23 protein-coding genes are annotated in these 21,538 nt (G+C 64.8%); 13 read left to right on the forward strand and 10 right to left on the reverse strand.

The features are described 5' to 3' along the window. Position 1: 1 nt before the first annotated feature. Positions 2 to 1,021, reverse strand: a complete 1,020-nt coding sequence (locus ASH04_RS02600; RefSeq protein ID WP_057472681.1) for an aldo/keto reductase — start codon at positions 1,019 to 1,021, stop codon at positions 2 to 4. 93 nt (positions 1,022 to 1,114) lie between these two features. On the opposite strand from ASH04_RS02600, the gene ASH04_RS02605 reads away from it, so the two are divergent. Beyond that, positions 1,115 to 1,705, forward strand: coding sequence for a TetR/AcrR family transcriptional regulator (locus ASH04_RS02605; protein ID WP_032366694.1), 591 nt, complete (start codon positions 1,115 to 1,117; stop codon positions 1,703 to 1,705). 29 nt (positions 1,706 to 1,734) lie between these two features. Here ASH04_RS02605 and ASH04_RS02610 read toward each other — a convergent pair whose 3' ends face one another. Further along, the gene (locus ASH04_RS02610; RefSeq protein ID WP_057472682.1) at positions 1,735 to 3,549 is read right to left on the reverse strand and encodes an FAD/NAD(P)-binding protein; all 1,815 of its coding nucleotides are present in this window, start codon (positions 3,547 to 3,549) and stop codon (positions 1,735 to 1,737) included. Between the two features lie 126 nt (positions 3,550 to 3,675). On the opposite strand from ASH04_RS02610, the gene ASH04_RS02615 reads away from it, so the two are divergent. The 5 genes from ASH04_RS02615 to ASH04_RS02635 all read left to right on the forward strand — a co-directional run bounded on the left by ASH04_RS02615 (position 3,676) and on the right by ASH04_RS02635 (position 7,478). Then, positions 3,676 to 4,086: a nuclear transport factor 2 family protein gene (locus tag ASH04_RS02615; RefSeq protein ID WP_032369850.1), complete on the forward strand. Its 411-nt coding sequence runs from the start codon at positions 3,676 to 3,678 to the stop codon at positions 4,084 to 4,086. 324 nt (positions 4,087 to 4,410) lie between these two features. Then, positions 4,411 to 5,283: an LLM class flavin-dependent oxidoreductase gene (locus ASH04_RS02620; RefSeq protein WP_032366691.1), complete on the forward strand. Its 873-nt coding sequence runs from the start codon at positions 4,411 to 4,413 to the stop codon at positions 5,281 to 5,283. Between the two features lie 12 nt (positions 5,284 to 5,295). Next, positions 5,296 to 6,642, forward strand: coding sequence for an LLM class flavin-dependent oxidoreductase (locus ASH04_RS02625; protein ID WP_057472683.1), 1,347 nt, complete (start codon positions 5,296 to 5,298; stop codon positions 6,640 to 6,642). Positions 6,643 to 6,683: 41 nt separating this feature from the next. Then, positions 6,684 to 6,899, forward strand: a complete 216-nt coding sequence (locus tag ASH04_RS02630; RefSeq protein WP_157889861.1) for a VOC family protein — start codon at positions 6,684 to 6,686, stop codon at positions 6,897 to 6,899. A 54-nt stretch (positions 6,900 to 6,953) separates the two neighbouring features. Beyond that, on the forward strand, positions 6,954 to 7,478 hold the full coding sequence (locus tag ASH04_RS02635) for a hypothetical protein (RefSeq protein ID WP_027494251.1): 525 nt from the start codon (positions 6,954 to 6,956) through the stop codon (positions 7,476 to 7,478). A 14-nt stretch (positions 7,479 to 7,492) separates the two neighbouring features. Here the strand turns inward: ASH04_RS02635 and ASH04_RS02640 are convergent, their stop codons facing one another. Beyond that, complete coding sequence (locus ASH04_RS02640; RefSeq protein WP_032366689.1) at positions 7,493 to 7,972, reverse strand: winged helix-turn-helix domain-containing protein; 480 nt, start codon at positions 7,970 to 7,972, stop codon at positions 7,493 to 7,495. A gap of 279 nt (positions 7,973 to 8,251) precedes the next feature. On the opposite strand from ASH04_RS02640, the gene ASH04_RS02645 reads away from it, so the two are divergent. After that, positions 8,252 to 8,665, forward strand: a complete 414-nt coding sequence (locus ASH04_RS02645; RefSeq protein ID WP_235579934.1) for a GNAT family N-acetyltransferase — start codon at positions 8,252 to 8,254, stop codon at positions 8,663 to 8,665. An 18-nt stretch (positions 8,666 to 8,683) separates the two neighbouring features. Here the strand turns inward: ASH04_RS02645 and map are convergent, their stop codons facing one another. Continuing rightward, positions 8,684 to 9,454, reverse strand: coding sequence for a type I methionyl aminopeptidase (gene map / locus ASH04_RS02650; protein WP_032391264.1), 771 nt, complete (start codon positions 9,452 to 9,454; stop codon positions 8,684 to 8,686). A 103-nt stretch (positions 9,455 to 9,557) separates the two neighbouring features. Between map and ASH04_RS02655 the strand changes: the two genes are divergently transcribed. Beyond that, positions 9,558 to 10,253, forward strand: a complete 696-nt coding sequence (locus ASH04_RS02655) for a GNAT family N-acetyltransferase (protein ID WP_094643879.1) — start codon at positions 9,558 to 9,560, stop codon at positions 10,251 to 10,253. A 2-nt stretch (positions 10,254 to 10,255) separates the two neighbouring features. Here the strand turns inward: ASH04_RS02655 and ASH04_RS02660 are convergent, their stop codons facing one another. Beyond that, on the reverse strand, positions 10,256 to 10,468 hold the full coding sequence (locus ASH04_RS02660; RefSeq protein ID WP_057472685.1) for a hypothetical protein: 213 nt from the start codon (positions 10,466 to 10,468) through the stop codon (positions 10,256 to 10,258). A 221-nt stretch (positions 10,469 to 10,689) separates the two neighbouring features. Beyond that, a complete protein-coding gene (locus ASH04_RS02665) occupies positions 10,690 to 10,944 on the reverse strand; it encodes a hypothetical protein (protein ID WP_057472686.1) in 255 nt (84 codons plus the stop codon). 117 nt (positions 10,945 to 11,061) lie between these two features. Between ASH04_RS02665 and ASH04_RS02670 the strand changes: the two genes are divergently transcribed. The 3 genes from ASH04_RS02670 to fgd all read left to right on the forward strand — a co-directional run bounded on the left by ASH04_RS02670 (position 11,062) and on the right by fgd (position 12,806). Beyond that, positions 11,062 to 11,400: a hypothetical protein gene (locus ASH04_RS02670; RefSeq protein ID WP_057472687.1), complete on the forward strand. Its 339-nt coding sequence runs from the start codon at positions 11,062 to 11,064 to the stop codon at positions 11,398 to 11,400. Beyond that, the gene (locus tag ASH04_RS02675; RefSeq protein ID WP_027498497.1) at positions 11,397 to 11,729 is read left to right on the forward strand and encodes a YidH family protein; all 333 of its coding nucleotides are present in this window, start codon (positions 11,397 to 11,399) and stop codon (positions 11,727 to 11,729) included. The genes ASH04_RS02670 and ASH04_RS02675 overlap by 4 nt, the downstream gene beginning before the upstream one ends. A 63-nt stretch (positions 11,730 to 11,792) precedes the next feature. Continuing rightward, complete coding sequence (gene fgd / locus ASH04_RS02680) at positions 11,793 to 12,806, forward strand: glucose-6-phosphate dehydrogenase (coenzyme-F420) (RefSeq protein WP_027498496.1); 1,014 nt, start codon at positions 11,793 to 11,795, stop codon at positions 12,804 to 12,806. On the opposite strand, the gene ASH04_RS02685 is transcribed toward fgd, so the two are convergent. Then, positions 12,807 to 13,331 (reverse strand): nitroreductase/quinone reductase family protein, encoded by a 525-nt coding sequence (locus tag ASH04_RS02685; protein WP_032369841.1) that lies wholly within the window; start codon positions 13,329 to 13,331, stop codon positions 12,807 to 12,809. Between the two features lie 60 nt (positions 13,332 to 13,391). Between ASH04_RS02685 and pta the strand changes: the two genes are divergently transcribed. Beyond that, positions 13,392 to 15,509 (forward strand): phosphate acetyltransferase, encoded by a 2,118-nt coding sequence (gene pta, locus ASH04_RS02690; RefSeq protein ID WP_179274113.1) that lies wholly within the window; start codon positions 13,392 to 13,394, stop codon positions 15,507 to 15,509. Next, a complete protein-coding gene (locus ASH04_RS02695; RefSeq protein WP_057472688.1) occupies positions 15,506 to 16,696 on the forward strand; it encodes an acetate kinase in 1,191 nt (396 codons plus the stop codon). Before pta ends, ASH04_RS02695 begins: the two co-directional genes overlap by 4 nt. Here the strand turns inward: ASH04_RS02695 and ASH04_RS02700 are convergent. From ASH04_RS02700 to ASH04_RS02710, 3 genes are read right to left on the reverse strand one after another with little or no spacing between them, the layout of a single operon-like run. Beyond that, on the reverse strand, positions 16,693 to 19,176 hold the full coding sequence (locus ASH04_RS02700) for a serine/threonine-protein kinase (protein ID WP_155291187.1): 2,484 nt from the start codon (positions 19,174 to 19,176) through the stop codon (positions 16,693 to 16,695). The genes ASH04_RS02695 and ASH04_RS02700 overlap by 4 nt on opposite strands. Before the next feature lie 11 nt (positions 19,177 to 19,187). Further along, positions 19,188 to 20,159, reverse strand: coding sequence for a glutamate ABC transporter substrate-binding protein (locus ASH04_RS02705; RefSeq protein ID WP_032391270.1), 972 nt, complete (start codon positions 20,157 to 20,159; stop codon positions 19,188 to 19,190). Next, complete coding sequence (locus ASH04_RS02710; protein WP_032391271.1) at positions 20,156 to 21,460, reverse strand: hypothetical protein; 1,305 nt, start codon at positions 21,458 to 21,460, stop codon at positions 20,156 to 20,158. Before ASH04_RS02710 ends, ASH04_RS02705 begins: the two co-directional genes overlap by 4 nt. Positions 21,461 to 21,538 lie beyond the last annotated feature (78 nt).

A 21,538-nucleotide genomic window follows, 5' to 3' on the forward strand; every position in this document is an offset into this window, starting at 1 on the left:
GTCAGCGTCTCCGCAGGGAGGCGTCGAGCAGTGCCGGCGGAGTGTCGAACTTGTCGTCCGGCGCGAGATCGACTCCTGGAGCCACGATCTCGTCGATTCTGTCGAGGACATCGGCCGGGAGGACGGTGTCGGCGGCAGCGAGCTGCGAGTGTAGGTGCTCGACGGTACGCGGCCCGACTATCGCGCTGGTGACTCCCGGATGAGCCGTCACGAAACCGAGTGCGAGTTGGATCAGTGTCAGTCCGGCTTCGTCGGCAACGCCGACCAGTTTCTCGACGGCGTCGAGTTTGGCCCGTCCCGTGGGAGTGTCCGTGCCGAATCGCTCGGGCATCATCGCCGAGCGGTTGGTGGTGGCCTCTCGCCCGGCCCGGATGGCTCCGGAGAGGAAGCCGCCCGCCAGGGGACTCCACGCGAGCACGCCCAATCCGTACTCCTGCGCGACCGGGAGGACGTGGGATTCGATGCCGCGCTGCAGGATCGAGTACGGCGGCTGCTCGGTGACGAACCGCCCGAGACGGTGCTCCCGTGCGGTCCACTGCGCCTGCACGATTCGGTAAGCCGGGTAGGTGGAGGAGCCGAAGTATCGAATTTTCCCGGCACGCTGCAGATCTGTCAGCGCCGAGAGGGTTTCTTCGTCGCTCGTGGTGGGGTCCCAGCGGTGTATCTGGTAGAGGTCGACGTGATCGGTACCGAGTCGGCGCAGACTGTTCTCCAGTTCGGTGACGATCCAGCGGCGGGAGCTGCCCTGATGATTGCGTTCGTCGCCCATGGGGTTGAACACTTTGGTGGCCAGCACGATGTTCTCGCGCCGACCTTCGATCGCCTTGCCGACCATTTCCTCGGATTGTCCCTGGCTGTACATGTCCGCGGTGTCGATGAGGTTGATACCGCCCTCGAGTGCGGCGTCGACGATCGCGGTTGCCTCGTCTTGCGTGGTGCGTCCGATGGCACCGAAGTTCATCGCGCCGAGCGAGAGAGTGCTGACCTGGACGCCGGTGCGTCCCAGTGTGCGGTATTGCATCGGGATCTCCTTGTGGCCTCTGGAGGGGTTACTCTGCGAGTAAGCGGAACAACGTTCCGTAAACAAACATACGGAACGTTGTTCCGTTTGTCGATGGCTGGAGGAACAGTGACCGAGGCCGAAGCCGAGCAGCCCAGAAAGCGGGCGGATGCGAGGCGCAACGAAGCGACCCTGCTCGACGCAGCGGCGGCTGCGTTCGTCGAGTCGGGAGTAGAAGTCCCGGTGCGCGATATCGCCAGGCGGGCCGGCGTCGGCGTGGGAACCATCTACCGGCACTTCCCGACGCGGGGCGACCTCGTCGTCGCCGTCTTCCGACATCAGGTGGAGGCCTGCGCCGTCGCCGGTCAGGAGCTTCTCGCCGGCCGCGAATCACCGCACGCGGCGTTGGTGCTCTGGATCGATCGGTTCGTCGACTTCCTGGTCACCAAACACGGTCTGGCCGAGGCCATGCAGTCGGACAGCGCCGGATTCGAGACCTTGCACAGCTACTTCCTGAACCGGCTGGTTCCGGTGTGCGAGTCATTGCTCGACGCCGCTGCGGACTCGGGGGAGATCGCCCCGGGGCAGACCGCATTGGAGTTGATGCGGGCGGTCGGCAACCTGTGCATCGGTCCCACGGACAGCCGCTACGATCCCCGCAAGATGGCGCGGGTGCTGATCGCCGGACTGCGCATCGCGCCGTGATCCGGTCCGTTGTTCGGCCGACCGACGGTTCAGCGGCTGTGCCGCAGTAGTTCTGCCGCGAGCTGGTCGTTGTGTCGGAAGAACCCGGCGTTGGTCCTCGGCCGCGGAAAGGCGCTCGACCACGTGTGTCCGGCGACCCACGGACCCACCGCGTAGCGGTTCTCGGCAACCTCTCCCGACGCGGTGATCAATCGAGAGCGCCCGTCGACTGCTACTTTCGCTGCGCTGTGCTCGGTGGCGCGGATGTCGGTGATGTCGCCGCGCGCATGCAGGGTGCGAAGCAATTCGTCTCCGGCGGCGGCGATCGTTGCGACGGGTAAGCGCGCGTCGATCAGAGTGTCGGCGTGCACCACCACATCGTGTGCAGAGCTACGGGCGACGAACGACCCGTTCTCCGGGGAGAAGGTGACATCGGGGCCGAGGAAGTGAACGATGTTCGCCCGGCTGAGGGCCAGGAGTTGTTCGAGCCGTTCCGGTGGCGGACCGCTCGCGACGAAACTGAAGAACGAGTGCAGCCACCCTTCCACATCGTCTGCGACCGACTGCGCCCGAATGCGCCCGCGTCGCAACAACTCTCCGATGGTCATGTACACCGAGAGCAGTGCCGAGAAGACGGCGGCATCCGAGCTGTAGTAGGGATCTGCTCGACGACGAAGGTCCGTCTCGATGTAGGTCTGCAGCTCGGTACGTACCTCGTCGAGTCCATCGAAACGCCGTCCGGCAAAGGGCTTGTCGAGCCGTGCCAGATCGATGCGGTCCTCGTCCTTCGGAACGAATTGCTCCACGAAGGCGGTGAGTTCCTGCGATCCCCAGGTGATCTCGCTCAATCCGATCTCGAACTCCGGCCAGGAGCCGACTGTTCGCTCGGGGTGGGCCGTGAACAACTCGTAGTAATGAGCCCAGGCCAGTTCTTTGGATGCGAGCGGCCAGATTTCGTCGCGGAAGTGCAGAGGGCCGTGGCCGGGGAAGGCGTCGGCGGTGAAAAACTTCGGGAGGGGCGGGCGCGCCGCGGCGATGTCGTAGGAGATCTTCGCGTGGTACGGAACTCCGCGCCGCGAACCCGCATAGAGAATCGGTTCGCGGCCGGAGGCGGTGTACTCGAGCACGCCGTCCGCGTTGCGGGCGAACGATCCACCGCGAGTTTCCGCGAGCAACACCATCCAGTCGATGAATGCCAATCCGAGCCCGGCAATCAGCAACGGTTCTCCCGCAGGCACTCGGCTGGGATCGAGATCTGCGGTGTATCCGGGGCCGATGTACGTCAGCCCATGGGTTCGGGAGAACTCATCGAGCTGTGATTCACGATGCGATGCAAGCGCATCCGGATGTCCCTGTGCCAAGAGCACGGCATCGGTGCGGATGGTCGATCCGTCGTCGAGTAGCAGTACCTGGTCGGCGGTCAGGTCCGTCACCCGTGCTCGATGAACGTGAACGTGCGTGTCGGTGTCGGCAACGGCGTGCTCGAACACCCAGCTGAGGTAGCGACTCTGTAGAGTCCGCGACGCGAAGGAATGCGGACCGAAATCGCGCAGTTCGTCCCGCAATTCGGGGTCCTGGCGCAGGGTGTCGGCATGTTCCAGAACCCACTGCGCCAGCGTCGGACCGGGGCGGATCGGACCGTCGACGACGGTGGTGTCGTCGGTGAACATGGTGACGTCAGCGGCCACCGAATTCATCCACAGCAGCGGTGGTTGACTGCTACGCCAGATGCGACCGGCCCCCGGAGGGAACAGATCGACGACGTGGATGTGCAGCTCCGCATCGGACCGGCGCGCCAGCAGTCGTTCGAGTACACCGGTGCCGCGCGGACCCGCACCCACAATGGCGATAGTGAACGATTTCACCGGCGGCCCTCCATCTGACACTGTCCCACTACGAGAAGTATGCACACGCCGAAAGTCGTTGCTGCAGGGGCAAAAAATCACGATGAGCGAATGTCTTGCGTCCTGGCGGTCGGCTACCCTTGCTTCATGAACTCGTCCGCGGACCACTTGGTCGAGCAGTACCTCGATGCACTTCGACGGGCCGACGTCGATGCGGTCCTGACTCTGTTCGCACCCGGTGCGGTTGTGCACTCGCCGCTGTACGGACCGACGCCCGCATCCGACTTCTATCGCGCGCTTTTCGCGGACACCTCGGGTGCGACGCTGACCTCGAAGGGCGTCGCCGAAGGTCGTACGTCCGAAGGCGCTCGACTCGTCACGTTCTGGTTTCATTTCGACTGGAGACTGCCCTCGGGTGTGGCGGCCCCGTTCGACGTGGTCGACGTCGCCGAACTCGACGAGAACGGACGCATCACTGCACTGTCCATCGTCTACGACACCGTGGATGTGCGGCCGGTCTTCGAGCGTGAAACCGGGTCCTCGTGGAGGTCGACGTAGGTCGCACGACCTGATCGGTGACCGTAGAGAGGTGGTCCGGGCCCGCGAGAGCGGTGACCTCGTGCTGACACTGCGCGTCTACGTACCGGCATCTACGTCCTTCGAATCAGCGTGATCGCAACGGGTGTGCTCTACAGCTGATGAACCTAGGGTCCACGTATGACCTGGCTGAAAGCACTGGCAGCGGCGTTGATCGATCGACTCGGAGCTCACCCTGCCTGCACCGCCGCGGCGCTGGACTTCGGAACTCGTGGTTGAGCCGTCCGGTGAAGATCGTCGGTACAGGAAGCAGGAACACGATGAGCGCGAAGGGCTGAACCGAGGATGACCGAGACGTTGTACTTCGCCGTCGAACTCGACGGGTTCGACGAGACACCCGCGCTCCTGAAGCAGAACGTCGCCGACGCCGAACGCGCCGGCTTCACCCTCGTCACCTTCGGTGATTCGCTGGTCTCCTCACGCGAGCGCCTCGATGCAGGTACTCGTGCGGCATTCGTCGCCTCCACCACGTCCACCCTCGGCCTGGCTCCCACGGTCCACACTCTGACGACCGAACCGTTCTTTCTCGCAACACAACTCGCGAGTGTGGACCACGCCTCGCACGGCCGCGGGGCCTGGGTGGTCGGTGTCGACAACAGCGCGGACACTCACGCGGCTGTCGGATCCGAGGTCCGCTCCGAGACCACCGCCGAAGTGCGGGACGTCATCGACGTGGCGCGGCGGCTGTGGGATTCGTGGGAAGACGACGCCGTCGTTCGAGACGCGGAGTCCGGCCGGTATCTCGATCCCGCTCGCGTGCATCACGTGCGCTTCGAGGGCGAATTCTTCGACGTCGTAGGGCCACTGATCACTCCTCGTCCGCCGCAGGGGCAGGTCGTCGTCATCGGCGACGCCGACCTGGGAGTCACCGATCTGCTCGATGTCGCACTCGTACGCGGGGACGGCATCGGCGAGCAGGCCGACGCCGCTCGCCGCGACGGAGCCGCGCTGGTGTTCGCCGATATCGACCACCTGTCGAAGGCCGAGGCCCTCGCCGGTGTCGTCGACGGCGTCCGGCTGCACCTCGGTGGTGCGGCGTTGAAAGAGCTTGCCGTTCCGGCACATCTGATTCGTCGACCGACGCCGGGACTGTCGCTGCGGGAGAACCTGGGGTTGCCGCGTCCGGTCAGCCGCTACGCCGCGGCTGCGCACGAGTAGAGAAGAGCTGTCATGGGCATCATCGACCATCATCCGGACACCGGCGCACCGTTCGACCAGAACGCGCAGATTCATCTGGGCGTGTTCTATCCAGGGATAGGCGCGCAGACGGTCTGGGAGGATCCGAACGCCCCCGATCAAGTGGCCACCGACACGTTCGTCGAAGTCGCCGGCACACTCGAACGCGGTTTGTTCGACGCGTTCTTCCTCGGGGACGGTCAACGTATCCGAGAAAACCGTGGCGACATTCTCTCCACCGACATCGCCGGCAGGCCTGACGCCATCACGCAACTGGCGGCTCTGGCGTCGGTGACCGAGCGCATCGGACTTGTCGCGACCCAGAACACCACGTACAGCATCCCGGTGGAGTTGGCTCGTCGGTTGGCCACCCTGGACGCACTGTCGGACGGGCGCGCCGGATGGAACATCGTCACCACCGACAACGCCTGGACGGGTGAAAACTTCAGGCGCGGAGGGTGGTTGGAGCACGAACGCCGTTACGAGCGCGCCACCCAGGTGGTCGAACTGGCGAAGCAGTATTGGGCAGGTTCTCCTGTGGAGTTCCACACCGATCTGCTCGAAACGGTTGCGGCACCCAACGTTCGGTCCAGTGTGCAAGGTAGGCCGGTGCTGTTCCAGGCCGGCGATTCGCCGGGAGGACGGGACCTCGCAGCCCGGCACGCCGACGTCGTCTTCTCGGCCAACAACGCCTACGACGCAGCGGTGGCCTACGCCAAAGATCTACGTGCCCGGACGGTTGCCTACGGCCGACCGGCCGATGCCGTGAAGATCTTGCCCGGGGTGACCGTCGTACTCGGCGATACCGAAGCCGAGGCCGAAGAAAAGGTTCGGTGGCTTCGATCCAACGCGCACAACGGTGTTCGAGCCATCGCCTTTCTCGAGCACTACTGGGGCAAGGACCTCTCGGCGTACGACCCGGAGGGCCCACTACCCGACATCGATCCGGTGGACGCCGAGCTGGATCCGTCACGCGGCACGCTGTCCATCGACGCTCGGACCGGCAAACTGACTCAGATCGCGCAATGGCGAGCCCTCTCGGAAGAGAAAGGGCTGTCCATCCGAGAGTTGGTGCTCGAAGTGTCGCCGGCGTCGCGCTTCCACTCGGGAACCCCTGCGGCAGTGGCAGACCACTGGGCAGCCCTCGTGCGTCACCGTGTGGTCGACGGCTTCAACATCAACCCGTACCACTTGCGCGACGCCATCGGCGATCTGGTCGACAAATTGGTCCCGGCATTGCAGGAGCGAGGGGTGTTCCGGACCGAATACACCTCGACGACGTTGCGGGGACACCTGGGCCTGGACGGTGACGCTGTTTCCGACCGTGCGCGGGCGTCGTAAAAATACGTCACGCGGCGGACGGGAAGCGGTAGCTTGATCAGGTGCTGGTTCTGGGAGCGCCCGATACGGCGGGGCAGAAGCGGGAAGTGACGCGATTGCTGTCCCTCGGTGCGACTACCGTCGAGTGGCGGTATCCGGATGGCGCCGATTTCGTCGTACTGGCGGATACGGAAGGCAACCGCTTCTGTGTCATCGACAACGCGAGAGCTCCCGAGGGCTTTCGATTGGACTTCGACCGCATCTCCGGTCGAAGCTAACGATCAGGTCTCGGGTCGGGTCCGATGGAAACGTGAACGCTCTACCATGGGCCTATGACTGCTGACCCGACCACGCCTGCACCGTCGACCAGCTCGGCGAATTGGAAGCGGCGCGGCATCCTGCTCGGTGCCGGCGTCGTTCTTCTGTTGATCGCTTACTTCGTTCTGGCGGCGTTCCTGCCGCGGTGGTGGAGCCTGCGCGTCGAGAGCCTGGCTGATCGCACGTTCACCAAGGGAATTCTGTGGGGCCTGCTGTTCGGAATCGTCTGCACGTTCGCGCCACTGATGTTCTTCTGGAGTGCGTGGTCGGTCCGAAAGGGTAGGGCGGGAAAGCAGTTGGCGATCGGATCGGTGATTCTCGCAGTCGTCACCGCCATCCCGAACCTGCTGACTCTGACCATCGTTCTGGGTACCAGCAACGCCGCCCACGCCGGCGAACGCACCCTCGATACCAGCGCACCCGGCTTCCGTGGCGCGACGGCACTGGGCGCGATCATCGCGGTGGTTCTGGTCGCGTTGCTCGTGTTCGTGGTGGTACGGCGCAACCGTCGACGTCGAACAGCAGCACTGACGCGGTAGTCGTGTAACTGATCTCAGGCGCTGCGCAGCACCGACGGCTCGGTGATGACGCGAATTCCGGGCTCGGGGTCGAATCGGTAGCCGGTGCCGCGGACCGTCGTGATCAGTCGGCCGTACTGCCCGAGTTTGGTTCGCACCCTGGAGAGATGGACGTCGACACTGCGGCCGCCGTTCGAGTCACTCAGCTCGGATCTGTTCACCACGACACGAGGATGCTGGGCAAGATAGGCGAAGATCTCGAACTCGGTGTGGCTGAACCGAACGCTCTTGCCGGCGAGAACCACATCGCGCGCGGGTAGGTCGATGACAAGGGGAGCGTTGAGTTCGTTCACCCGGACGTCGAAACGCGTCAGGATCTTGGCATGTGGTGCATAGCTTTTGGCGGCGACGCGGAGAGCATCGGCGAGGGCGTGCAACTGCGGTCGAGTCAATCCCTGCAAGGATGACGTCCCGGAATCGGAGATGCGAAGAACGACGGTCGCTTCGGTGCTCATGGCTGTGGCTCCTGTGACAAGTGTCGACTGTGACAAGTGCTGTCGACGGTGGGGAGGTCGGATGGTCAGCGTGGGCAGCGACAGTTCGTGTTCACGCTGTCACAGTGCACGACGACGACTGATCGCACCAGCAATAAACTCACCGTGATTGCAGCGGTTGACGGCGGCCCGTAGCGCATGGTCCGATCGAGCGTGACCGATGTAGCGCAGTCCCGAACAGACCTCGTCACCCGCGCCGTCGACTGGAACCATCCCGACGCCGAATCGCTCCGTGCAGCAATGGCATCGGAGGTGGGTCCCCGATACGCGGACCCAGCGGCCTTGATGGCGAAGACGCAGGCCAATGCCGTGAACGAAGGCGACGTGCATCGCACGTTCGTCGTCTATCGGTGCGATGCGCAGAACGTCGAGCAGGCCGTCGGGCATGCCGCTCTGCGGTGGAACGGCCCCGACCTCGAACTGAAGCGAATGTTCGTTCATCCTGATCACCGTGGGTCGGGAGTCTCCACCGCGCTGCTGCAGGCGTCCGAGAGTGCGGCCCGCGACCAGGGATTGCGGCGTTTGATTCTGCAGACCGGTGATCGTCAGCCCGACGCGGTGCGGCTGTACGAGAAGAGCGGCTACACCCGCATCCCGGTGTTTCCGCCGTACGAACTGCTGCCGTTCTCCAACACCTTCGAGAAGCGTTTGTAACTCACTACCGACGCAGAATCACGAACGTAGGGTCATGATTTCGGCCCCGCTGTCGGTGATGACGACGGTGTGTTCGCTGTGCGCGGTGCGGCAACCGGTGGTGCTGCGCAATGTCCACCCGTCGGGGTCGGTGACCAGCTCGTCGGTATCCGCCATCACCCAGGGCTCGAGCGCCAACATCAGGCCGGGGCGAAGGCCGTAGCCGCGGCCGGGCCTGCCGGTATTGGATACGTGCGGATCCTGATGCATGGTCGACCCGATTCCGTGACCACCGAACTGAACGTTGATGGGATAGCCGGCTTCGCGAAGAACCGTCCCGATGGAGTGGGAGATATCGCCGATCTTGTTGCCCGGACGTGCCGCGGCGATACCCGCGGCCAACGCTCGTTCGGTGGCATCGATCATCGCCAGGCTCTCTGCCGGCTTGTTCTCGCCGACGACGAAACTGATGGCCGAGTCCGATGCCACGCCGCCGAGGATCACGGCAAGATCGAGCGTCAGCAGATCGCCGTCGGCCAGGTTGTAGTCGTGCGGTAAACCGTGCAGCACAGCGTCGTTGACCGACGTGCAGATGTAGTGGCCGAACGGTCCGCGCCCGAAGGACGGCGCGTAATCGACGTAGCACGACGTCGCCCCCGCCCCGAGGATGATGTCCTTGGTCCATTCGTCGATCTCGAGCAGGTTGGTGCCGACGGTCGCGCGTTCGCGGACGGTCTCGAGAATTTCGGCGACGAGTGCACCGGTTTCACGGGCAAGGGGAATCTTGCTCGGGGGCAGGATTTCGATCACGGAATGCCTTTCGGTTCGATGCGAATAACTATACCGGTATAAGTATTGGTGACGGAGTGGGTCGTGAGCAACTGACCGAGCCCGACATGGGACGCTGACCGACGTGTCTGTTCACCCTCTCGACGATCCCATTCGTACCTCCCTCGGTGGTCCGCTGTCGCGGTTTGCGATCACGCGCGGCCGAGTGATTCGCGCTGATCCCCAGGTCTCGCCCTTTCTGGCGCATCCCGACGTTCTGCAGCCACGGGATTGGGACGACATCGCAGTGCTGTTCGGGCCGCGGAGCATCGTGGGATTGCGGGGGCCGGTGCTGGATGTGCCCGAGGGGTGGTCCGTGGTCGACAGCTTCGGGATCGTTCAACTCGTGGGCACCGAACTCGAGACTCGGCCGTTGGCCGAGGCGGTAGAACTGACAGCCGACGACGTGCCCGAGATGCTCGATCTCGTGCGACGCACCGAGCCGGGCCCGTTCCTTCCTCGCACCCGCGAACTCGGCACGTATCTCGGTATCCGACGAGGCGGCGCTCTGATCGCGATGGCAGGGGAGCGCATGCGTCCGCCGGGGTGGACCGAGATCAGCGCAGTGTGTACCGACCCGGCTCATCGCGGACAGGGCTTGGCCACCGAGCTGGTCCGCGCGGTCGGTCACGGCATCAGGGCCCGAGGCGACGAGCCTTTCCTGCATGCCGCCGCGACGAACATCCGCGCTATCGAGCTGTACCTCTCCATCGGATTCTCTCTGCGCCAGACCTCGCAGCTGACGCTGGTGAGAACGCCGGAACGAGCGGCCGACGTCTGAGGTCAGAATGGCGGCTCCTCGTCTTCTTCGTTGGTCGGTTCTGGCTCGGGGGTCGGGTTGTCGGGGTAGGCGATGACGCCTGATCGTCTGGGTTTGGTGGGGATGTACGGCCGGAGGTCGTTGCCGATGATGGGTACGGCTGTTCCGTTGGCTGGCAGGGTGATTCGGGTGGTCTTCGAGGTGGAGGTCCACAGGATGGCGCCGCCGGGGAGCATGACGGCGGTCCAGTAGCCTGCGGTTTTGACGCTGTGGTGGTATTCGCAGAGGCATTGGAGGTTGTTGACGGTGGTCCAGCCGCCGCCGAGGGGATTGGCGTGGTCGAACGGGTTGACGTGGTCGAGTTGGCAGCGTGTGGCGGGTCGGTGGCAGCCGGGGAAGCGGCAGTGGCGATCGCGTAGTCGTACGGCGGCGGTGGTGAGGGCGTCGGGTCTGTAGATCAGGGCTCGGTCGGTGAGTGGGTCGCGCGGGGGAGGTCGATGTCACCGGCCTCGAATGCGGCTTTCAGCAGAGGAAGCCGGGTGTGCAGCGCCACGCCGACGGACACGTACGCTTCGGCGACGGTGGCGGAGCAGCTCAACGCGAGTGCCATTTCGGTGCGTCCGTACCGGCTGTACTGCCGATGCTTCGCATCCTGCGCGATGCAGGTGAGGTGGAAGTCGTAGCAGGCAGCGATCTTTCGGGCATTTTTCACCCCCCGGTGACCCCCAGTTCAGAACGTGCGTTCGAACCGAAGAAAGAGTATCTCGACCCACCGACAGGTTTCGAGATCACGGTTGCGAGAGCGTCCCGAGCAGGCCTACCGTTAACTATGCGAACAACACCCACGGTCCACTACGACGACGGTCTCGTGCGCGTGGACGACAGCGGGGTCACGTTGCGGCACTACTACTTTCCGTTCGCGATCGAGAAGTTCGTCCCCTACGGCGACATTCGCGCCGTCGACACCGCCGTGCTGGGCAACTGGAACGGACGTTGGCGACTGTGGGGCGCGTCGACAACCGACCAGTGGCTCCCGCTGGACGTCATGCGTCCGAAGAAGGACACTGCAGTGGTGCTCACCATCCGCCGCATCTCGCCGGTCTTCACCCCCGACGATCCTGAACTCGTTTCCCGACTCATTCGCGAACGCATCACCGCTCCAGCGTGACGCGTCCCGACGAGCGGTTCACCCTCGCCAGTGAACGCACCTTTCTTGCCTGGCTGAGAACCTCGCTCGGGTTGCTCGCCGGCGGGATCGCAATCGTTCACCTGGTTCCCGGATTCAGCACCGGCTGGGTTCGGACTGCACTCGGCCTGATTCTCATCGGCCTCGCGGCCGCCGCACCCGTCATCGGACTGCGGCGATGGATGCGTGTACGTGCCGCCCTCGAGAGCGGAGCGCCCATGCCCGAGTCCCGGGACCTGTGGATCTTCGCGGTCGGCATCGGCGCAGTAGCAGTATTGGCTGCGGTGGTCACTGTTCTGGGGATCCAGTAGCACACCGCCAATCGCCACAGGTGCACAATCGAAGTACTAGACGACCAACGACAGGAGTTCGGCGTGGCGCAGGGTCTCAAGCTCGGGTACAAAGCATCGGCGGAGCAGTTCGGGCCGCGGGAGCTCGTCGAACTCGGTGTTCTCGCCGAGCAACACGGTATGGACTCCGCGACTGTCAGTGACCACTTTCAACCGTGGCGTCACGAGGGCGGCCACGCCCCGTTCTCTCTGGCCTGGATGACGGCCGTCGGCGAGCGCACTAAGACGATCCAGCTCGGGACGTCCGTTCTGACGCCGACGTTCCGCTACAACCCGTCGGTCATCGCGCAGGCGTTCGCCACGATGGGCTGCCTCTACCCCGGGCGCATCATGCTCGGAGTGGGAACCGGTGAGGCGCTCAACGAGATCGCCACCGGGTTCACCGGCGAATGGCCGGAGTTCAAGGAGCGTTTCGCACGACTGCGTGAGTCGGTTCGCTTGATGCGCGAGCTGTGGCTCGGCGATCGCGTCGACTTCGAGGGCGAGTACTACACGACCAAGGGCGCGTCGATCTACGACGTCCCCGAGGGCGGCATCCCCGTCTACATCGCCGCCGGCGGACCCGTCGTCGCGCGATATGCGGGACGCGCGGGCGACGGCTTCATCTGCACGTCGGGCAAGGGCATGGAGCTCTACACCGACAAGCTCCTCCCGGCTGTCGAAGAGGGTGCAGGCAAGGCAGAGCGTGACGCCGGCGAGATCGACAAGATGATCGAGATCAAGATCAGCTACGACACCGATCCCGAACTGGCACTGGAGAATTGTCGCTTCTGGGCTCCGCTGTCTCTGACGCCGGAGCAGAAGCACTCCATCGACGACCCGATGGAGATGGAGAAAGCCGCCGACGAGCTGCCGATCGAGCAGGTCGCCAAGCGTTGGATCGTGGCGTCGGACCCGGACGAGGCCGTCGAGAAGGTCAAGCAGTACACCGACGCGGGCCTGAACCACCTCGTGTTCCACGCGCCCGGACACGACCAGAAGCGCTTCCTCGAGCTGTTCGAGAAGGATCTGGCACCGCGCCTGCGCAAGCTCGGCTAGTTACGTCGAAGTGCGGGGATCGGCCGAGAGTGCGAACAATCGCATGTCTCGGTCGGTCCTGGTTTCGTACTCGCCGTACACCTCGACCATCGCGTCGAACTGTCGGTAGATACGCGCCTTCTCGTCGCCGGTGATTCGGGTGGCCGTCACCGGTATTTTCCTGCCGCCGATGGCCACCACGGCCTTCGGATCGGCCAGAAGATTCGACGTCCATGCCGGATGGTGTTGTTGGCCGAAATTGGATCCGACGACGAAGATCCGATCACCCTCCCGGTAGTACAACAGCGGACTCGTCCTCGGCTTACCGGATTTGCGTCCGGTGGTGGTCAACAACACCACCGGGGCAGCGATCGGTCCGAGGACGGTGAATCGGCCGTTCGACTTGGTCAACAACCAGCGGTCGACGCCTGCGAGGTTTCTGATCACCCACGAACCGGGCTTGGTCGACGCGAACTTGACGGCGGGCTTGCGGATGAACGATGTCTCGCTGCCCCAACGAACATCCGGAAACGGTGATTCGGCCATGGCTCATGGGACAACCCGACTGTGCTCGGTGTCAACACCCCAACCATTAAGCTGGCGGCCATGGCTGAGTCCACCGGCGCCGAGACGGCTGACATGTATCCCTCGAGTATTTATGTCGCGTCACCGGAAGGCGACTCCGGCAAGTCCACGATTGCGTTGGGTGTGCTGCAGATGCTCGCCGCGACGACGGCCCGGGTCGGTGTGTTTCGGCCTATCGCTCGCTCGACGGAGGAGCCGGATTACATTCTCGAATTGCTCGTCGAGCACACGACCGCCGATCTGAGTTACGAGCAGTCTCTCGGGGTCACTTACGAGCAGGTGCATTCCGATCAGGATGCGGCGCTGAGCGAGATCGTCAGTCGGTATCACGAGGTGGCTGCGCAGTGCGACGCCGTGGTGATCGTGGGTAGCGATTACACCGACGTCGGCAGCCCGAGTGAACTCGGCTTCAATGCGCGCATCGCGGTCAATCTCGGTGCCCCCGTGCTCCTCGCGCTGCGTGGCTCCGATCGAACCCCCGACGAGATTGCTCAGTTGGCGGCGCTGTGCCAGGCCGAACTGCGGCAGCACCACGCCCATCTCGCCGCGATCGTGGCGAACCGGTGCGATCCGGATCAGTTGGACGCCGTCACCGACGCATTGGCGTCGGTCGACGTTCCTGCGTGGAGCCTTCCCGAGATCCCGTTGCTCGTCGCGCCGACCATGGCGGAGTTGCTCGACGCGGTGGACGGAACGCTCTACAGCGGCGACTCGTCGTTGCTGCAGCGAGAAGCGATGCGGGTGATGGTCGGCGGTATGACGGCCGAGCACATTCTGGAGCGGCTCACCGAAGGTGTCGTCGTCATCGCGCCGGCAGACCGGTCCGACGTACTTCTCGCACTCGTCAATGCTCATGAGGCGGAGGGTTTTCCGTCCCTCGCCGGCATCATCATGAACGGCGGCATCGAACCGCACCCGGCAATCGCACGACTGGTCGCCGGTCTCGGTCCGAGACTGCCGATTCTGACCACCGAGCTCGGAACCTTCGACACCGCATCGGCTGCGGCGCAGACCCGTGGCCGTGTTGCCGTCGGTTCTCAGCGCAAGGTCGACACCGCGCTGGGCCTGATGGAGCAGCGGGTGGACGCCAAAACCCTTCTGGGACGGCTCGATATCGCCATCCCGACCATCACGACGCCGCAGATGTTCGAATACCAGCTGATCCATCGAGCGCGTGCCGATCGCAAGCACATCGTGCTCCCCGAGGGCGGCGACGACCGGATTCTGCGGGCCGCCGGAAGGCTGTTGCAACGCCAGGTCGCGGACCTCACGATCCTCGGCGAAGAAGGCCCGATTCGACGTCGTGCATCGGAACTGGGAGTGGATCTGGATTCGGCGACCATCCTCGACCCCAAGAACTGTGACTACGCCGAGGAATTCGCGCAGGAGTACACGGAACTGCGCAAGCACAAGGGGATGACGATCGAGCGTGCCCGCGAGATCATGGCCGACATCTCCTACTTCGGAACCATGATGGTGCACAAGGGCATTGCCGATGGCATGGTGTCGGGAGCGGCGCACACGACCGCGCACACCATCAAGCCGTCGTTCGAGATCATCAAGACCACCGAGGGCGTGTCGACGGTCTCGTCGATCTTCCTGATGTGCCTGTCCGATCGCGTACTGGCCTACGGCGACTGCGCCGTCGTGCCGGACCCGACGGCCGAGCAATTGGCCGACATCGCCATCTCCTCGGCGCAGACCTCGGCCCAGTTCGGTATCGAACCGCGAGTGGCGATGTTGTCGTACTCCACCGGCGAATCCGGCTCGGGAGCCGACGTCGACAAGGTGCGGCAAGCGACGGCCATCGTGCGCGAACGTAACCCGGAACTGTTGGTGGAGGGCCCCATTCAATACGACGCGGCCATCGAGCCGTCGGTCGCGAAATCGAAGCTGCCGGATTCCGACGTGGCAGGCCGCGCGACGGTGTTCATCTTCCCCGACCTCAACACCGGCAACAACACCTACAAGGCCGTTCAGCGCAGCGCCGGTGCCGTCGCTGTCGGGCCGGTACTGCAGGGCCTGCGCAAGCCCGTGAACGACCTCTCGCGTGGGGCACTGGTCGAGGACATCGTCAACACCGTCGCCATCACCGCCATTCAGGCGCAGGGTATCTCCCAGCAGGAGGCACAGGCGTGAGCATCCTCGTCGTCAACTCGGGTTCCTCCTCGGTCAAATTTCAACTGGTCGATCCCGATTCGGGCGAATCGCTGGCCAGTGGTCTCGTCGAGCGCATCGGTGAATCCGACGGGCGCGTCGAACTGGACCACCGCGGCGAGAGCGCCGAGCGAACACAGCACATCGAGGACCACGGCGACGGGTTGGCTCTCGCGTTCGAGATGCTTGCCGACGCCGGCATCGAACTGGGGTCCGACGTCACCGCCGTCGGGCACCGAGTCGTCCACGGAGGAACGGTGTTCTACCGTCCGACGATCATCGACGACGCCGTTGTGCAGCAGATCTCGGACCTGAGCAGTCTTGCACCGCTTCATAATCCGCCGAACGTACTCGGCATCGAGGTTGCCAGGAAGCAGCTGCCGGACGTCCCGCACGTGGCGGTGTTCGACACGGCCTTCTTCCACTCGCTGCCCGACGCAGCCGCGACCTATGCCATCGACGCGACCGTCGCCGCCGAGCACGACATCAGGCGCTACGGCTTTCACGGCACCTCGCACCACTACGTCTCGGACCAGGTGTCGCAGTTCTTGGGACGCGATCTCGCAGACCTGAACCAGATCGTCCTGCACCTGGGCAACGGAGCCTCGGCATCGGCGGTCTCCGGGGGCAAGGCAGTCGACACCTCGATGGGCCTGACCCCGCTCGAAGGACTCGTCATGGGTACTCGCAGCGGCGACATCGACCCCGGCGTCATCATGCATCTGCGCCGCAGCGCAGGTATGAGCGTCGACGATATCGATGCCTTGCTGAACCGGCGGTCCGGACTGATCGGACTGTCCGGGGTCAACGACTTCCGGCAACTACAACAACGGATCGACGACGACGACGCCTCCGCGCGGCTGGCGTACGACGTCTACATTCACCGACTGCGCAAGTACATCGGCGCGTACATGCTCGGACTCGGCCGGCTCGACGTCATCACGTTCACCGCGGGTGTCGGCGAGAACGCGTCCGCCGTGCGTGCCGACGCCCTGGCGAACCTCGAGGGATTCGGCATCGAGATCGACCCGGAGCGTAATGCAGTGCGCAGCAAGCAGGCTCGGGTCATCTCGACCGACTCGTCGACCGTGACCGTGTTGGTGGTGCCGACCAACGAGGAGCTGGCGATCGCTCGGGCGACGGACGATCTGGTTCGTGACGGCGACTAGAACAGTGAACGGGGCCGGATAGCGTTCGCCAGGTCCACCAGTGAGAAGCGATGCGCGCGATCGGTGGCGTTGCGGGCCAACGCCCGCAGCCCCTTCTCGGTGCCACGCCGCAATCCGTCCTCGGTGAACGGGACGCTGAGAATCGGCTCCCGTTCGGCCGTGGCGGCGTGGCCGGAGACGATCCAGTCCAAGGCCATCGCGAGCACCAGCGTCCGCATCTGCAGTGCTCGGCTCTCCGCCTTGGGGAGCAGCGCCACTCGCCGTGCGGCAGAGCGGAAATCGGCCTCGGACAGCTCGGCGCGCGAGCGATCCATCAGCAAGGTCAGCACACTGGTCATCCGTGCCATCGAGTAGTGCCGCGAGCTGATCGGCACCTGGTCCAGTGCCGCGATGGCACCGGTCTGATCACCGCGGCGCTGCAGCTGCCGGGCCAGACCGAACGCCGAGCTGACGATGCCCCTGTTGGTGCGCCACACAGCGCGGTACAGGCCCTCGGCTCTGGCCCGCCATTTCTCGGCGTCCTCGTCGTTGCCGAGCGCGACATGCCCCAACAATTCCGACGTGGCACCGAGCGCGAGTTTGGGCGCGAGCTCGCCGGGCATCGCTCCGAGCACGTTGTCGAAACTCGTGAACGCAGAATCGTATTCGTGGTGCAGCAAGGCGATCAATCCGGCGTACCACTGCACCCGCCACGGATCGGCGGCATGATCCTCGGATTGCACCTTCGACAGGATGTCGGTGGCCTCCACGACGTGCCCCAGATCGAGGTGCGCCTTGACCTCGGCGAGGGTGATCTCCAGGCTCGCTCCCGCGGGCGCGGAACCGGTGGCACCTGACGTACCGGCCGACACCCGCTCGATGCCGTTCCGCTTGGCATGCTGGAGCGAGTCCAGAGTCTGCTGAGCTTCGACGTGCACGGCGGCAGCCAGCAGGGGAGCGCTCGGATCGTTGGGATCTACCAGGGGAACCGGCAGTGCGGCAACCACTTCGGCTGCCGTCATGCGCTCGTGGCGTACTTTGCCGTCGACGTAGGTATCGGTACGACCCACCGACTGCTCCGTACCGAACGTCGTACGCGGCGGGCTGAACACCGCGGACAGGCCGGGCCGCTCGACGCCCGTCCGGATCGCCAGGATCTCGCGCAGTACGCCGGTCGCCTGCCCCGCGAATTCGTCGGCGGACCGGAACCGCCGCGTCGGGTCTGCGTTGGTGGCTCGAAGCAGCAGGCGATGCAGCGACGGGAACTGCTGCAGCACTTCCGATTCTGCGACGGAGGGCAGGCCGTCGAGGTACTTGCCGTTCTTCGACGGCATGTCCAGCGTCAGCACCGCGAGGGTGCGGCCGACGGTGTAGATGTCCGACGCCACCGTCGGCCCGGTCTTCACGATCTCCGGTGCCTGGTACCCCACCGTGCCGTACAGGTAGCCGTAATCCTCGATGCCCGCGACCGCGCCGAGGTCGATCAACTTGATCTGGTCCTCGGAGACCATGATGTTCTCGGGCTTGAGATCGTTGTAGACCAGCCCGATCGAATGCAGATAACCCAGTGCCGGAAGCACTTCGAGTACGTAGGCCAGCGCCTGCTCGACCGGCATGCGGGCGTCGTCGCCGCACGCGGTCAGGATGTCGCGCAGCGAACGACCACCCACGTACTCCATGACGATGAAGCCGACGGAAGTGCCGTCGCCGCGGGGTTGTTCGACGAAGTTGTAGATCTTGACGACGCCGGGATGCGCTACCTCGGCGAGGAATTGACGCTCCGCGACCGCGACCGCATGGGCTTCCTCGTCGCCGAAATGCAGTAGGCCTTTGAGTACTACCCAGCGGTCGCTGACGTTACGGTCGATGGCCAGGTAGATCCACCCCAGACCGCCGTGCGCGATGCAGCCCTGAACGTCGTACTGGCCCACCACTCGATCACCCGGCTCGAGCAGCGGAGTGAAATCGAAGGTGGTGCCGCAGTGCGGGCACACGCCCACCGAGATGTCGGGCTCTCCCGGTTCGCTGCGCCCCACTTTGGCGTTGCACTTCCAACAGAACCGTTTGTGCTGCGGCACCGTAGGATCCGACATCACCGCGGTCGCCGGATCGATCGGCTCCACCCGCGGAACCTCCACGAGGCCGCCGCCGAGGCGACGCCGAATGCCGGTACTGCGGGAGCGACCGGACCGAGATCGACCGGTCCTGGCTCGAGTGGACGCGCTCTGCGACATGCCGGATTTGGCCGCTGAGGATTTGGCAACCGCAGATTTCGAGTTGTCCTCACCTACCGGCGAATTCGGCCCCGGAGTCGGTGCGGTTCGATCGTCGATCGGCGACCGGGACACCGCCTGCGTGCGTTCGACGCCGTCGGTCGGCGTGGCTTCCGGCCGCGAGACCGCCTGCGTGCGTTCGACGCCGTCCGTCGATGTGAGCTGATCCCGTGACACCGCCTGCGTGCGTTGCGCGGGAGCGGTGGGTTGCTGTTCGTCCTCGTCCATGACGTGCGCCTCTAATCGCTGTACGACGCGGTGGGTGGACCGGGGGAGGGGCCGAGCACCGTCAGCCATTTGTTGTAGATGCGGTTCCAGGTGCCGTCGGACCTGATGCGTGCCAACGTTCCGTTGACGAAGCGCACGAGATCCTCGTTCTTCTTGTTGATGCCCACGCCGTACGGTTCCGGGCTCAGACTGTCGCCGACGATCTCGAGGTACGGGTCCTGTGCGGCAAGTCCGGCCAGGATGGCGTCGTCGGTGCTGATGGCGTCGACCTGTCGTTGTTGCAGTACCACCAGGCAATCCGACCACATCGGCACCGTCACCACGGTCGCGGCCGGCTGCACCCGCTGCAGGCGACGCAGCGACGTGGTGCCCTCCACCGCGCACACCCGCTTGCCCGCCAGATCCCCGACCCCACGGATACCCGAGCCCTGCACCACCAGAACTCGGTGCTGCGCTTGGAAGTACACGGTGGAGAACTGGACGTCCTTACGCCGGGCGCACGTGATCGTCATGGTTTTCACCACGATGTCCACCGTCGAGTCCTGCAGAGCTTCGAGGCGCTGTGCGGACGTCAGAATTCGGAAGTCCAACCGGTTCGGGTCTCCGAACAGGTCGCGTGAGATCTCCCGAGCGATGTCGACGTCGAACCCGACCAGCTGCCCGGTCATGGGGTCGCGAAAGCTGAAAAGGTTACTGCCCGTGTCGAGGCCGACGACGAGGCGACCCTTGGCGCGGAGTGCATCGATGGTCGGCTGCGGAGGCAGTGGCACGTCGGTGCCGGTCGGTAGCGGCCGCAGACTGGCCGTGGGGCGGGCGCACTCGTCGTCCGCCGGTGTTTCGGTGGGCCGAGCTGCGACGGCGGCACCGTCGGGCAGAGGGGGTTCGGTGAACGTCGTATCAGTCTGTGCCGCAATCCTTTCCGGCGGCGAGCACCCGACGAGCAGGGCAGTCGCGACGAGGCCGGCAGCGAGCAGACGTTTCACAGGTACTCACGCAACCTCGGGAACAGGCCGACACCGAACGCCACCGACGCCACGACCGTCAGCACGTACGCACCGTTCGACAAACCCGACAGGACCCAGACCGATCGGTCGATGTTGGAGCGCAGTTCGCCTCGAGCACTGTCGATCCCGTCGACCAGCACACTGTCGAGAGCATTGAACGCGGCCGCCGAATCCGAATCACCCGATCCGGTCGCTATCGACACCGCACCGTTGAAGTCGCCCACCTCGAGCGCCGAATCGATCCGCGCATGCGAGGCCGACCAGTTGTTCAGGGCCTCGGTCACCTCGGGGTCGCCCTCGAACATGTCCGCGAGCCGAGAGACGTTGCCGGCGAACGACTGTCCGTAATCCTGGCTGCCACCGCGGCGGGCCAGGTCGAGTGTCTCGTCCGCCCTGGCCTGCTGGGCCAGAATGAAACCCGTCGTGTAGGACTTCAGCGGCGCCACCCCGCGGTCGATCGCGCGGTCGGTGGCGATCGACGAGATCAACCCCACCACCAACATCCACCCGAGCAAGCCCGCCAGAGCGGCCGTGGCACCGAGAAAACCGACATTCAGTGTGCGACGCGTCGTCCGGGACAGGTACCACTGAGCGAGACCGGTCATCAGCAACAGGAACACCACCGACCCGATCGCGAAGTACGGGGGACTGGTGAACCTCTCCTGATCGGCCGAGACGCGGGAGGCCTGCTCGGTGTACAACTTCTCGGCCAGCGGCAACAGGCTGGACTGCATCATCGTCGACGCCTCGCCGAGATATGCCGCACCCACCGGGTTCCCGCTGCGATTGTTCGCTCGCGCCGTCTCGACCAGCCCGCTGTACACCGGCAACCCGGTAGCGATCTGAGTCAGCACTGCGCTGGTGGCCTCGTCCTTGTCGGTGACCCCGGCGGACGCGGCGATCAATTCCGACGACGCCTCACCCAATGCCTGCGAGTACCGGTCACGTACTTCGGGTTGCTCGAGCCCACCGGCAATGAATGCCGACGCGGCCGCCGCGTCGGCCACCGACAGGGCACCGTAGAGATTCTGAGCCGAGTTGGCGAACGGCTCGGTGCGCACCAGCAGTGTCCCGAGAGTGTCGACTCGATCGGTCACCGCCGTGGACGCGAGATTTCCGACCGTCAGCGCCAAGACGACCAGCGCGGTACCCATCGCGACCAACCGCGCAGGCGTCGAACGCATCGTGTATCGAACCGGTGGCTTGCCTGCAGCGGCACCGACGTGGGGTGCCGTTGTCGGGGGGACGGCAGCAGAGGGAGTAATGCCGGCCGCGATCACGCATCGAGCATATAAGCAGGCGGACCGCACTGCAGCCACTACAGCACAGTCACTGCGGCGAGGCGGTTCACCTAGGGT

Origin of the sequence: Rhodococcus sp. Leaf233, from assembly GCF_001426165.1 — a bacterium.
Classification (GTDB): Bacteria; Actinomycetota; Actinomycetes; order Mycobacteriales; family Mycobacteriaceae; genus Rhodococcoides; species Rhodococcoides fascians.

Bases quoted from the DNA above. Each gene is read 5' to 3' on its own strand.
- ASH04_RS02600 (WP_057472681.1), bottom strand. From the start codon at position 1,021: ATGCAATACCGCACACTGGGACGCACCGGCGTCCAGGTCAGCACTCTC.
- ASH04_RS02605 (WP_032366694.1), top strand. From the start codon at position 1,115: ATGGCTGGAGGAACAGTGACCGAGGCCGAAGCCGAGCAGCCCAGAAAG.
- ASH04_RS02615 (WP_032369850.1), top strand. From the start codon at position 3,676: ATGAACTCGTCCGCGGACCACTTGGTCGAGCAGTACCTCGATGCACTT.
- ASH04_RS02620 (WP_032366691.1), top strand. From the start codon at position 4,411: ATGACCGAGACGTTGTACTTCGCCGTCGAACTCGACGGGTTCGACGAG.
- ASH04_RS02625 (WP_057472683.1), top strand. From the start codon at position 5,296: ATGGGCATCATCGACCATCATCCGGACACCGGCGCACCGTTCGACCAG.
- ASH04_RS02635 (WP_027494251.1), top strand. From the start codon at position 6,954: ATGACTGCTGACCCGACCACGCCTGCACCGTCGACCAGCTCGGCGAAT.
- ASH04_RS02640 (WP_032366689.1), bottom strand. From the start codon at position 7,972: ATGAGCACCGAAGCGACCGTCGTTCTTCGCATCTCCGATTCCGGGACG.
- ASH04_RS02645 (WP_235579934.1), top strand. From the start codon at position 8,252: ATGGCATCGGAGGTGGGTCCCCGATACGCGGACCCAGCGGCCTTGATG.
- ASH04_RS02660 (WP_057472685.1), bottom strand. From the start codon at position 10,468: ATGCTCCCCGGCGGCGCCATCCTGTGGACCTCCACCTCGAAGACCACC.
- ASH04_RS02670 (WP_057472687.1), top strand. From the start codon at position 11,062: ATGCGAACAACACCCACGGTCCACTACGACGACGGTCTCGTGCGCGTG.
- ASH04_RS02685 (WP_032369841.1), bottom strand. From the start codon at position 13,331: ATGGCCGAATCACCGTTTCCGGATGTTCGTTGGGGCAGCGAGACATCG.
- pta (WP_179274113.1), top strand. From the start codon at position 13,392: ATGGCTGAGTCCACCGGCGCCGAGACGGCTGACATGTATCCCTCGAGT.
- ASH04_RS02700 (WP_155291187.1), bottom strand. From the start codon at position 19,176: ATGGACGAGGACGAACAGCAACCCACCGCTCCCGCGCAACGCACGCAG.